Origin of the sequence: Flagellimonas flava, from assembly GCF_900129665.1 — a bacterium.
Classification (GTDB): domain Bacteria; phylum Bacteroidota; class Bacteroidia; order Flavobacteriales; family Flavobacteriaceae; genus Flagellimonas; species Flagellimonas flava.
Genome location: NZ_FQWL01000001.1, coordinates 358,719 through 372,059 on the forward strand (window position 1 = coordinate 358,719; position 13,341 = coordinate 372,059).

Here is a 13,341-nt window from a genome sequence, read left to right on the forward strand (position 1 = left end):
TGGCTATATCAACTAAAATATAATGCATACAACTACCCACAGTGTGCCCTTTGGCCAAAAGGTGGCCTTTGGTATTGGTATGTTCGCGAACCAAATGTTCCCTGCCATTCTTGCCATTTTTATGGTGGTATTGGTGCAATCCTTGGGATTTAATGGATGGTTGTGGTCCCTGTTATATTTTTTTCCAAGAATTTTTGATGCCATTACCGACCCAATTATGGGTTATATCTCCGATAATACCAAATCCAAATATGGAAGACGCAGACAATATGTGCTGGCCGGAGGGATTTTAATGGGCGTTGCCTTTATTTTTATGTGGCAGTTATATGCTGAGAATTCGTTACAGTACAATTTTTGGTATTTCTTTCTTTGGTCCACGATATTCTATTTGGGACTGACCCTTTTTAGCGTACCCTATGTGGCCATGGGCTATGAAATGAGCGATGATTTTCACGAGCGTACCAATATCATGGCCGTAGCACAATGGATAGGTCAGTGGGCGTGGGTCATTGCACCCTGGTTTTGGGTCATTATGGATGACAAGGATTGGTTCCCATCTTCAGATGTAGCCGTTCGGGAATTAGCAGTTTGGGTGGCAATTCCATGTGCACTGTGTGCCGCGGTACCTGCAATTTTTATCAAAAGCAAATCCACCCTGAACGAAGACTATGAGCCCTTGAGTGTATCGAGTATTGGGAGTAGCCTAAAGAAAATTGTCTACAGTTTTAAAGAAGCTTTCAAAATAAGTGAGTTTAGAAAGCTATGCGGAGCAACATTTTTAATTTTTAATGCATTCAATACGGTTGCCACGCTCACCTATTTCGTAATCGTATATAAATTGTTCAATGGGGACGCCGGTGCAACAGGTATATGGGTGGCCTTGTTTGGATGTTTGGGTGCTTTAGGCACGACCTTCATTGTGATTCCGGTTGTGACATGGATGTCGAAAAAAATAGGTAAGAAAAGTGCATTTATGGTATCTCAGTCCATCTCGGTTGTGGGATATATCATGTTGTATTTTCTTTTTGTCCCGGGTAAGCCTTGGATGTATATTATTGCTCTGCCACTGTTTTCATTTGGAATCGGCAGTTTGTTTACCATTATGATGTCCATGACCGCGGATGTGATTGATATTGATGAAGTGAATTCGGGGAAACGACGGGAAGGAATTTTTGGAGCCATTTACTGGTGGATGGTCAAAGTTGGCTTTGCCATTGCCGGGGGATTGGGCGGGGTCATTATAGCCGTTGTTGGGTTTAATCCTGATCTACCTACCACGGAACAGCAAGTTGCAGTGGATGGACTTCATGCCTTCTTTTGCTTTTTTCCCATGTTGGGAACCTTGGGAGCAATGCTCATTATGCGCAATTATAACGTTACAGAAGAACGCGCAAATGCCATAAGGATGGAATTGGAAAAAAGAAAAAATTAGCCTCTTAATATGAAGTAGGGGAGAACAACGAATAGAATTAAGTATAACAATTGAAGAACAACTATGTCATATAAAGCAGAACGATTTTTAAATCTGGCCTCGCTGGATTACGCAGGGAAGAGTGAAAAAGAGCTCAAACTATTGTGCAGGAAAGTTCTAGATGACGGAATGCACGGCCTTTGTTTTAGTCCCTATACTGAAGGGCAGCAACCTGGAGATCAGATTTCGGAGGAACAGATCCATAAACGCATGAAAATTATTAAGCCCTATACCAAATGGATTCGATCCTTTTCATGTACGGATGGGAATGAGGCCATACCTAGAATAGCTAAAGAATACGGGATAAAGACCATGGTGGGTGCATGGCTGGGGGATAACCCGGAAATTAATGAAAGGGAGGTTGCAGGTTTGATCGAATTGGCCAAAGGAGGTTACGTAGATATAGCCGCGGTTGGAAACGAGGTCATGTACCGGGGCGATCTCACCGAAGATGAATTACTTAGTTTTATCCACAGGGTAAAGGAAGCCATTCCGGAGACCACTGTGGGCTATGTGGATGCCTATTACGAGTTCAGGGAACGTCCTCGAATTACAGAGGCCTGCGATGTAATTTTGGCCAATTGTTATCCATTTTGGGAAGGTTGTGACTTGGATTATTCCCTACTTTATATGAAGGATATGTTCCGACAGGCGGAGCGAGCCGGAAACGGGAAAAAAGTAATCATTTCTGAAACGGGCTGGCCAAGTCAAGGAACAAATCTGGAAGGCGCGTTCCCATCCTTTGTGAATTTCATGAAGTATTTTATGAATACCCAAAAGTGGTCTGAAGAAGAAGATATCGAAATATTCTATTTCTCTTCGTTTGATGAAAGCTGGAAAGTGGGGGATGAAGGGGATGTTGGAGCGTATTGGGGACTTTGGGACAAGGACGAGAAATTAAAATTTTAAGCTCGTTTAACTACTTTTTTAAGGCCGCTACTTCTCGAAATCAAGTTCCGTATACACAGGAAAATGGTCTGAAGGGTATAAACCATTGAACACGGTGCTGAAGATGGCACTTTTTAGGGGCTTAAATCCATCAGAGACAAATATATAATCGATTCTACGGTCGGTAGGTTTTGTGATATCAAAGCCATTGAAGGTTCCTCCGGGGCCATAGGCTTTTGCACCCACTTCAATATGGCAGTCTTTCATTTCTTTTGTTATTGATGAGTACCCTGTACTGTTAGGGTCCATATTGAAATCTCCCATCAGGATCACAGGCAATCCACCGGTATTTAGTTGCTTGATCTTCGATAAGATCAAAAGGGAGCTTTCCAATCTTGCCTGTTCCCCAATATGATCAAAATGGGTATTAAAGACATAAAATTGCCGCCCGCTTTCTTTCATTTTAAATAGGGAATAGGTACAGATTCTAGGTAAGGCCGCATCCCAGGCTTTGCTAGGCTTATCAGGAGTAAGGGATAGCCAAAAAGTGTTGTCTTTTAACAGTTCCACCGTTTCTTGATGATAAAAAATGGCAGTAAACTCTCCCTTTTCCTTGCCATCATCACGCCCAACACCAACGTATCCATAGGCATTCAAACCATTTTTCAAATCCCCCAATTGATGCAGTAGGCCTTCTTGTGTGCCAAAAACATCGGGTGCATAAAAATTCAATTGGGATATTAAATGTTCTTTTCTATTGTCCCATCGATTCTCACCATCCTGCGGATTGTCATACCGAATATTATAGCTCATGACCCCCAAAGATTGTCCAATGGCCAAGGTGGCGGTGAACAAAGAGAGTAATAAAAAGGCTTTTTTCATTGGATTGGATTTCCCCTTAATCGCTTAAAGGATTCGTTGGCCTCCAAGATATCTTCTTTTGATGCTTTTTCAAACTCTTTTTCCGTCACTTTGTAATGCAGTTGAAGACTGTCCAGTTTTTTGTGCATCAGTTTTACCTCTGCGGTATACTCATCATCATTGATGGCATTGTAGAGTTCTTGGGGGTCTTTTTCCAAATCGTAAAATTCCCAGGTATCAATATCATCGTAGAAATGAATGAGCTTGTATCGTTTGGTACGTACTCCATATTGTTTTTTGACCATATGGAAAGCTGGGTAATCGTAATAATGGTAGTAAATGGCATCCTTAAAACCGTCTTCACTACCGTTAAGCAAGTTTTTAAAGGATTTTCCCTGCATTTCCGAACTAAATTGCTTTCCTCCCGCCAAATCAAGAAATGTTGGAGCGAAGTCCAGGTTCTGCACTAAAGCATCTACGGTTGAATTGGGTTCGATTACTCCAGGCAGCTGCATGAGCAATGGCATTCGGAGCGACTCCTCATACATAAATCGTTTGTCAAACCAGCCTTTTTCTCCCAGGTAAAAGCCTTGATCCGAGGTATAGACCACCAAGGTGTTGTGGTGTAAGTTATGTTCTTCCAAATAGTCTAACAGTTTACCAACCCCTTCATCCACCCCTGCTACAGTGGCCAAATAGTCCTGCAAATAGCGCTGACCCTTCCATCGTGCTAATTCCTCACCAGAAAGTCGGGCCTCATGAAAAGCATTGTTCTTGTTTTCATATGCATTGTCCCAAGCTTTTCGTTGCTCAGGGGTCATACGGTCAAAATCAATGGTCCAGGGATTATGGGCAAGCTCCGGATTACCCCATTCTCTGGTCATTTTAAGATCATGTCCCTCATACATATCCCTATAAATGGTTTGTTGTTGTTGTTTCGCTGCCTCTTGATTTTCATAGGAATGGAAATAGGTTTCCGGTAGCGGAAAGCGAATGGAATCGTATCTATTTGCATGGCGTAAGGCCGGCATCCAATTCCTATGGGGAGCTTTATGGTGCACCATCAAAAAGAAGGGGTTTTTGGTATTGGTTCGAGCTTTTAACCAGTCCAAACTTTTTTCCGTTATGATATCAGTGGCGTATCCTTCCATAATGGTGGTATCCTTCCCCTGAATGAATTCAGGGTTGTAATAATTACCCTGATCATTTAAGATTTCCCAGTGGTCAAAACCTTTGGGCTCGCCGTGCAAATGCCATTTGCCTACAATGGCCGTTTCATATCCAAGCTTTTGAAGGTATTTTGGTAGTGTAGCCTGATTTGAATTAAACTTTTCACCGTTCATTCTAAACCCATTTGCATGGCTGTGTTTTCCTGTAAGAATCACTGCCCTGCTGGGACCGCAGATTGCATTAGTACAAAAACTGTTTTGAAAAAGGGCACCATTCTTGGCCAGACGATCAATATTAGGTGTGGGCGCTAGTTGGGACAGCTCGTGACCGTAGGCACTAATGGCCTGAAATGCATGGTCATCCGCCATGATAAAAATGATGTTTGGCGCGCTATTGTCAGTATGTTGGGCGGAGTCCTTTTGCTTACACCCCAAAAATAACATCAAACCTGCAACTAAGATTCTATATCCCATGAAACCAAATTATTAAAGAATGATTACTTTATTTTAAAGTGAAGGTTTTTTTTAGGCTACAGTCCGAATTGGTACCTACAAAAACTTCAAATTCACCTGGTTCGGAGACAAAGTTCAGATCTCCATTGTAGAACTTTAAATCTTCTGGTTTAAGCGTTAGCACTACTTTTTTTTGTTCCCCTTTCTTTAGAAAGACTTTTTGGAATCCTTTTAGCTCTCTTTTTGGGGGAGTAATGCTCCGGACCACATCGCGCAGATACAGCTGAACGATTTCTTCTCCATCAAAGTTACCTGTATTGGTCAATTTTACAGTTAGTTCCAAACGCTCTCCATGACCAATCTCGTTCTTTTCCAAGATTAGGTCGGAATACTCAAAAGTGGTATAGCTCAATCCATAGCCAAATGGCAGAAGGGGAGTATTGGGGACATCCAAATAGTTGGACTTGAATTTTTCAAAGTTTCCCTCGGGTGCAGGTCTGCCCGTGTTCTTTATACTGTGATAAATGGGAATCTGACCTACATTTCGGGGCCAGGTAGCTGTCAATTTTCCAGCCGGATTGTAATCCCCAAAAACCACATCTGCTATGGCGTTACCGGCTTCTACTCCAGGATGCCAAACTTGTAGTATGGCAACGGGAAGGTCGAACTCCTCTGGAATGGTAAGGGGTCTACCGCTCATAAGCACCAGGGCAACTGGTTTGCTGGTGGCCACAAGGGCTCTGATGAGCTTTTTTTGGCTTTCCGGGATTGAAATATCGGTTCTGCTTGCGGCCTCCCCACTCATTTCGGTGGCTTCTCCAATAACAGCAACAATAACATCAGCTTTTTCCGCAACTTCAAGTGCCTCTTGTAATAGAGCATCAGAAGAACGTTTTTCTATTTGAATTCTAGGTCCGAATACATTCACCTTTTTCGCAAAGTCGGTATCATCAGAAATATTAGCGCCTTTGGCATAAAGAAGCGTAGCTTGTGGGGCAACATTTTTGAACCCTTCAAGGACCGTTACCGCGAACTCAGGATTACCGGTTGGTGCCCAGGTACCCAGCATATTGTTTCTACTGTCGGCCAAGGGACCTAACAAAGCAATTTTAGTGGTTTTCTTTATGGGTAAAATGTTCGCATGATTTTTTAATAAAACAAAGGAACGTGTTGCCAGTTTTCGAGCCAGGGCCCTGTTTTTGGGCGTTAAAATCTCTTTTTCTGGTCGATCGGCATCCAAGTATCTGAAAGGGTCTTCAAAAAGGCCGGCCTGATATTTGGCATGGAGTACCCGCCTACAGGCTTGGGTAACTTCAGCTTCCGAGACCTTTCCTTCTTTAACCGATTTGGATAAGGTGGTCAGAAAACCTTCACCTACCATGTCCATATCCAATCCGGCCTTTAAGGCCAATTTGGAAACTGCTTGTAAATCTCCCAGCCCGTGGGCTATCATTTCATTGAGAGAAGTGTAATCGGAAACCACAAAACCTTCAAAGTCCCATCGTTCGCGAAGCAAAGTGTTCAATAACCATTTGTTCCCTGTGGCGGGAACACCGTGAACATCATTGAAAGAGGTCATGACACTGGCCACACCCGCATCCACTGCAGCTTTATAGGGTGGAAGGTATTGGTTGAACATTTTGATTTTGCTCATATCAACGGAATGGTAATCCCTGCCAGCTTCGGAAGCTCCGTACAAGGCAAAGTGTTTTACGCAGGCGAGCATGGTGTTTGAGGCTTTTAGATCCTTGCCCTGATAGCCTGTTACCATGGCTTTGGCAATGGCGGACCCTAAATAAGGATCTTCGCCAGCCCCTTCGGCGATTCGACCCCATCTTGCATCTCTGGCAATATCGACCATGGGAGAAAAGTTCCACATGATACCATCCGCAGTGGCTTCCGAGGCTGCCATTCGAGCTGCTTTCTGAATCAAAGCCATATCCCAACTGCAGGATAGTCCAAGAGGTAGGGGGTAGGTGGTTTTATAGCCATGGATTACATCCGAACCTATTAACAAGGGGATTTTTAAACGGGAATGGTGGACCGCCATTTCTTGGGCTTGCCTCACTTTTTTTGGACCTGCTACGCCAAAAAGTCCACCTACTTGACCAGCCTTTATTTTGGCCTCCACATTTTTACTGACTACTGCCCCGGTTGCAGCGCCACCTCCAGGGGTAAGAAGGTTGAGTTGCCCAATCTTTTCTTCAAGGGTCATTTTGGCTAGCAGTGCCTCTACTTCAGGAATAGCTGAAATAGACTGACTTGATAAACTGCTGCTAACAAGGAATACAGCCAAAAAAAGTTGTGAATACCATTTATTTATTTTCATGAGGCCCATGTGATTTTTTATCCAATTCAGCAATTGGATGCAGTTTGATTATGGTTTTGTGTATTGAAAGCCCAGCAAATCCAGCCCCCTTTGGACATCTTCATTTTGCATGAACAAGTTCCAGAGAAGCCCCGACCGATAGTTTTCTATCATGATAATTTGTGGACCTTGATCAATGGCCAAATAAGCCTCTGCTACCCAAAAATCATGCTCGGGACTAAAAGCGTCATAGAATCCGGCCGGTCCCAGCAATTTGTCCTTGTGGCGATAGAAATAATGAAGAGCACTAAGGGATTCGTTTGGAGTATATGGGATGGAAGCGACCGCTGCTGTCGGTGAAATAACTCCGATATCGTTGGCAGGATGGTGGGCATTGTATCCAATTCCGCCGTCAGTGTTTCTTGAATAACTTGCCGTAAGACCCCAACATTCCTCACCGTAATCCTCAAAGTTTTTAGGGTTTTCAACGCAATAGGCATAATTGATATTGGTATGGTTCAGGTTGACATTCCAATAGTTGACAAAATCATCCGCCAAGCCCTTCGGATTTAAGCCGAGATAGGAGTAGTGAGCCCAAAATAGTGGTCCTCCAAATTGTTGTGCGCCCGGATGTCTCACCAACAAAGGAAATCCATATTGGGTATTGGAAGAGGTAATATCCCCATCAGATGTCCATCCTGATGTATAAACTTCTTTCGAAATGCCATAATCGGGAGAGGCTGCAGCCAATATATAGGTTATCAGCACCTCATTGTACCCTTTGAGCTGTAAATTAATGTCGAATCCAAAGTTGGGGCTCCAATGCCAATAGAGGGTATTTTGATTTTGTGTAAACCAGTCCCATTCTACCCCTTTCCACAGGTCATCAGCCTGTTGTGCCAGTGTTTTTTCACTTTCAGAGCCATTTTTGAAATACTCTTTGACGCAAATAAGTCCCTGGACCAAAAAAGCGGTTTCCACCAAATCCCCACCATTGTCCATAGGGCTAAATGGAATTACATTTCCCGTTGCACCATTGATCCAATGTGACCATGCGCCATGAAATCGGTCTGCGTTTTGCAAAAAATCTAAAAGTTGGGTGAGACGCTGTTCTCCCTCAACTCTTGAGATGTATCCCCTTTCGATTCCTACTAAAATGGACATCAATCCAAACCCGGTTCCACCAGAGGTGACCACTTGGGCATCCCTGCTAGGCTCATTGGGATGATATCTTTCCCTTGCGCCACCTGAATTACTTTCGGCAAAATCCCAAAAGTATTTGAAGGTTTCGCGCTGGGTAAGATCTAGCAACTCGGTATCACTTATGACAGGTTCAGGTGGTGGTGGAACTTCATCATCGGGGACCGCAATGGGGGTATAGGTAAACTCATCGCTTCCCCCACATGAAACAATTATCAAAGTGAGTAGAAAAAAGCAGTTGTGTTTAATCATTTTGGGAGGCTTCAGGGTATGTAAAACCAAGTTTGTCCAATCCATTTTGCACATCCTTGTTGGTCATGAATAAGTTCCAAAGAAGCCCACTGCGATAGTTTTCGATCATTACTGGGATGGGCCCTTGGTCTATGGCCAAATATCTAGGGAGATACCAATCATCTTGAAAGCTAAAAGCGTCATAGGGACCATATTTTCCAATTAGGCTATCCTGATCTTGGTACATAAACCGGAGAAATTGCATACTCTCTGCAGGGGTATAAGGCATTGAGGAAAGAGCTGCCGTAGGAGAAATAACCCCAAGGTCTTCATCTGGTCTATGACCAGCATAGCCTTTTGGAGAGTAGCTTGACGTCAATCCCCAACAATTTTTACCATATCCCTTAAAGTTTTTTGGGTTCTCCACGGCATGATTATAGTGGATTCGAGCGTGATTCACGTTCAACTTCCAGTAATCCCCATATGAATCGCTTAACCCTTTAGGGTTCATGCCTAGATAGGAGTAGTGGGCCCAGAATAGGGGACCTACAGGAGCATCATCATGTTCGTAGTGGTTTAATTCGGTCCGAAGACCGTAATACAGGGTATCCTTGGAGATCTCACCGTTTTTGGCCCATCCTTTCTTATAAACTTCTTCGCCAATCGGATGGGTAGGAGAGCTTGCCGCCAAAACGTACATGATCAATGCCTCATTATAGCCTCCTACCGGGAAGTTCATTTCCCATTGGTATTTAGGGCTCCAATGCCAATAGAGTACATCTTCACCTCCCTTGGTATACCAATCCCATTCAACTCCTTCCCAAAGATTTTGAATTTTGGCACAAAGTTCTACCTCTCTTTCATTCCCATCTTTGAAGTATTCTTTTACCGTAAGCAGGCCCTGAATCAAAAAAGCGGTTTCCACTAAATCCCCACCATCATCTTTGGTGCTAAATGGGGCAGTTTTACCCGAGGGCAATAGCCAGTGGGGCCATGCACCATGAAAACGGTCCGCTTTTTCAAGAAAACCAACCACTTTCTCAAAACGCTCCAGCGCTTGGCCACGGGTAATAAAACCACGTTCCACTCCAACCAGAATGGCCATAAGGCCAAAGCCAGATCCACCTGTGGTAACAATATCTTTATCGTGGTTGGGATAAATGTTGTCCAAATGAATGCGTTCTCGGGCCAAGCCTGAAATGGGTTCTGCACCATCCCAAAAATAATTGAAGGTCTGTTGCTGAACCATATCCAACAGCTCTGCGTCCGAATGGATGTTTTTGGAAACGTTTTGGGCTATGGGTTCTTTTTTGGATGCCCTGGGACCATTGCATCCCGCTACTCCGAATGCAATGGCCAGAACAACTGCTGAAATTAAAACTAACCTCATTGAAAACTAACTAACTCAAATATTACTGTTCGTTTTTATTGATCAAAATTCATTACCGACTGTACTTCGGATTGTGAAAGGGCCTTGCTGAAAAGCCTTAACTCATCCAAGTAACTCAGGTCGGATAGGTGGTTCCATTGATTGAATCGGGGAGCTCCCGAACCAATGGACAGGATATCGCAGCCCGTCCAATCCACTCCGGTAAAATCACCTTGAGCAACCACCTCGCCATCTATATATACCACACATTCCGAATTTGAAATGGTAAATGCCAAATGAACCCAATCCGCAGTATCTGACGGAATGGAAGCGGTGGCCCCACCATCAAACCAAGAGTCTCCGTCACCACGGCCCACGTTTAATTTGAAGATTTGTCCATCACCACCCGCTTCCCTGAAGAAACGGAAGCCATTTGTCCTTAGGTTTTGGATATCTGGATATTCGGCACGTTCCATATCTGGAGGGCCCATTACCAGAATTCCTGCTCTATCTGGGTCTGCGTTTATTTTGTACCACATGGTTGCACTAAATTCTTCTGTTGTCAAGCCGTTGGTAGGGAAAGTCAAGTACGAATCTGCAGCACCGGCGTAGGCATCACTGCCCGCAACACTCTCCCCTGCAAAGCCTGTAGTGCCCACAGTGGAAGCATCGATATCCAAGAATTTTTCTGTGAGGTCTCCATCAAAGGGCATATAGAACATTTCACCTTCAAAAGAGCCCACAAAACCTCCGGCCTCGGTGGCCATAATGCTTTGAATTTCGTTTTGCGAAAGCTCCCTATTGAACATCCGGAGCTCATCCATATTGCTTAAATCGGATAAGTGGCCCCACCCTGTAAACCTTGGAGCTCCTGACATAATGGAAACTAAGTCACAATTGGTCCAATCCACTCCGGCAAAATCTCCTTGACTCACAATTTCTCCATTGATGTACACTGTGGCCCTACTTTGGGAAATGGTAAAGGCCATATGACTCCAACCGGCATCTGCAGGTAGGTCTGCTGCATCTCCCCCGTCAAACCATGCTTCACCGGCTCCTGTGCCAACATTGAGCTTGAATCGCTGTTCACCTCCCGCGTTTTCCCTAAAGAAGCGGAAACCATTCGTTCTTAGGTTTTGGGTTTCCGGGAAGCCAGCATTTTCAGTATCCGGTGGTCCGATGACCAAAACACCCGCACGGTCTGGATCTGCATTTACTTTGTACCAAAACACTGCGCTGAATTCATCTGAAAGCATACCTTCCGAGGCAAGCTCCAAATGCGAGTTTGATGCCCCGGCATAGGAGTCGAGTCCGACGAAACCTTCCCCATTAAATCCTGGGGAACCCACTTGGTTTGCAGGTCTTAGTCCTACCAAATCAAAATAATCCCCATCAAAAGGCATGTAAAGGACTTCTCCGGCGTATAAGGGAACATATGCCGGTTCCTTTACAAAATTGACCGTGACCGATGTGTTTTTACCATCCAAATCCGTGGCGCTAACGTTAAAAGTATGATTACCATCAGCTAAATTGTCATAGGTTACATTATCGACCAAGACTCGGCGGTAATCTAAAAAATCGCTCATTGCTGCAATTTGATTGCCATCTATTGAGGCCTGAATGCTGGCAACTTCAATGTCATCGGTTACTTCAAAATCAACCGTGATGGAGGTGACAGCTTCCAATACTTTTATGGTAGTTCCCTCCAGGGGATAATTAATTGTCACCTGTGGGGCGGAAGCATCCGCTCCGGGATCCACTTGGGTGAGTCCATCTATACCTTGGTCACAGCTATAAAACAATAGTATGGCCAACAAACTTTGTGCTAAAATTTTCGTAGTTCTCATCATTACAATTTTTAATTGTTTACGATATCGCCCAATATTGGAAATTCGTCTATTTGATCTTGGTGATAGGTAACAAAGGTCCTATCGGGTGTAAAAGTTCTACCACCAAAACTTAGTTCGTCATACCGTTCCAACCGAACCATGTCGAAAAAACGTTTACCCCACTCCATGGAGAGTTCAGCGTACTTTTCATCCACAAGTTGATCTAGGTTAACCCCGCTCAATGGGTCTTGTCCGGCTCTAGATCGAACTATGTTTACTGCATCATCTGCTGATATGGCAGTTTGTGAAGCCCCTTGCAAGAGTGCTTCTGCATAAACCAAAAGAGTTTCGGCATAGCGAAAAACGATGTAATGCTTATTGCTGCCGTATCCCGTACGACCGGGAATCAGTTGATTGGTTGGCAAATAGTGTTTGCCACTTGAAAATATAGATCGTACATCAGCGGTGTTGGTATCCCCATCCCTGGTGGTAGGCGAAACGAAGGCTGGTAAAGTGGCTTCGGTATAGGGTGTTGAGGCGATTAGACTATCTATACCTCTTTGGGAGAAGAATACCGAGGTCTCCAAACGTACGTTCTCTTCACGGTCCAACATGAATTCAACAAATTTAATGGTGGGTTCAAAAAAGCCCCAACCACTGCCCGAACCTGCTATGGAGGGGTCCCAACTATTTGGTCCGTAGGGATTGTAAAGGTGACCAACGCGATCTCCCTCACCTTGGCCAAAATCTGAATATTGAAATTCAAACAGGCTTTCATCGCTGAGTTTTCCCGGTGTTTTGAACAATTCATAGTAATCGTTGAATAGGCTGAATTTTCCAGAGGTAATAATTTGGCCGGCTGCATCTGCCACAGCCTGATAATTTTTGAGCTCTTGATTTGCCACGGCCTTGATCATCAAAGCGGTATAACGTGTTACCCCACCAGGTAAATCGGTACGTTCATTGGGCCGCATATCAGGCAAAAATGGCAGTGCTTCGTCCATCTGATCCGATATATGCTGCATAACTTCATCCTTGGTAGGTACGGAGGTTACATTTGCAAATTCATTAAGGTCTGAAGAGGTCGGAATAAATACTGCGCCATAGACCTGTGATAGATGAAAAAGCAATACGGCCCTTAACACCTTCATTTCTGCAATATATTGGTTGCCTAAGGCTACCCCATCCTCGTCTGCAAACTCTTGGTACCTTTCAATCTGCTCCATTCCGGTATGGGCGGTGATAATGTCACCATAGTAGGTTTCCCAAAAGGTTCGTGATCCAAAAAATGAATTGTCATAGACATACCGGTCTTGGTTGATAAGTCCCTGTTGGTCCCCGGCCGCATTTACATCGTCTCCCCGAGTGGAAACCACTAACGGCTGTTCCCAGCCCCTGGAGGTAACCGACTGGTATACACCGATTAGTGAAAAAATCATGTCGTCGGTTTTTGAAAAGTCGGTGCCTCCTGCAAAGTTATTGTTGAGTTCTGGTTGATCTAGTTCACTGCTGCAGCTCGTAATTAAGACGCCCAAAAAGGCAAGAAGCATACAAAGTTTTTT

The 13,341-nt window shown here is 44.2% G+C and carries 9 protein-coding genes; 2 read left to right on the forward strand and 7 right to left on the reverse strand.

The features are described from left to right. Positions 1-22 precede the first annotated feature (22 nt). Positions 23-1,432, forward strand: a complete 1,410-nt coding sequence (locus BUC10_RS01625) for an MFS transporter (protein WP_073176161.1) — start codon at positions 23-25, stop codon at positions 1,430-1,432. 63 nt (positions 1,433-1,495) lie between these two features. Continuing rightward, complete coding sequence (locus BUC10_RS01630) at positions 1,496-2,380, forward strand: glycoside hydrolase family 17 protein (protein WP_073176162.1); 885 nt, start codon at positions 1,496-1,498, stop codon at positions 2,378-2,380. Positions 2,381-2,407: 27 nt separating this feature from the next. Here BUC10_RS01630 and BUC10_RS01635 read toward each other — a convergent pair whose 3' ends face one another. Genes BUC10_RS01635 through BUC10_RS01665 form a run of 7 tightly spaced genes read right to left on the reverse strand, consistent with a single transcriptional unit; the run spans position 2,408 to position 13,329 of the window. After that, positions 2,408-3,241, reverse strand: coding sequence for an endonuclease/exonuclease/phosphatase family protein (locus BUC10_RS01635; RefSeq protein ID WP_073176163.1), 834 nt, complete (start codon positions 3,239-3,241; stop codon positions 2,408-2,410). Then, on the reverse strand, positions 3,238-4,863 hold the full coding sequence (locus BUC10_RS01640) for a sulfatase family protein (RefSeq protein ID WP_073176164.1): 1,626 nt from the start codon (positions 4,861-4,863) through the stop codon (positions 3,238-3,240). The genes BUC10_RS01635 and BUC10_RS01640 overlap by 4 nt, the downstream gene beginning before the upstream one ends. A gap of 28 nt (positions 4,864-4,891) precedes the next feature. Then, positions 4,892-7,171 (reverse strand): beta-glucosidase BglX, encoded by a 2,280-nt coding sequence (gene bglX, locus BUC10_RS01645; RefSeq protein ID WP_073176165.1) that lies wholly within the window; start codon positions 7,169-7,171, stop codon positions 4,892-4,894. A gap of 48 nt (positions 7,172-7,219) precedes the next feature. Then, positions 7,220-8,602 (reverse strand): glucoamylase family protein, encoded by a 1,383-nt coding sequence (locus BUC10_RS01650; protein ID WP_073177062.1) that lies wholly within the window; start codon positions 8,600-8,602, stop codon positions 7,220-7,222. Next, positions 8,595-9,971, reverse strand: coding sequence for a glucoamylase family protein (locus BUC10_RS01655; protein ID WP_073176166.1), 1,377 nt, complete (start codon positions 9,969-9,971; stop codon positions 8,595-8,597). The genes BUC10_RS01650 and BUC10_RS01655 overlap by 8 nt, the downstream gene beginning before the upstream one ends. Before the next feature lie 35 nt (positions 9,972-10,006). Next, positions 10,007-11,800 (reverse strand): LamG-like jellyroll fold domain-containing protein, encoded by a 1,794-nt coding sequence (locus BUC10_RS01660; protein WP_116465732.1) that lies wholly within the window; start codon positions 11,798-11,800, stop codon positions 10,007-10,009. 8 nt (positions 11,801-11,808) lie between these two features. Continuing rightward, positions 11,809-13,329, reverse strand: coding sequence for a RagB/SusD family nutrient uptake outer membrane protein (locus BUC10_RS01665; RefSeq protein ID WP_245812748.1), 1,521 nt, complete (start codon positions 13,327-13,329; stop codon positions 11,809-11,811). Positions 13,330-13,341: the final 12 nt, after the last annotated feature.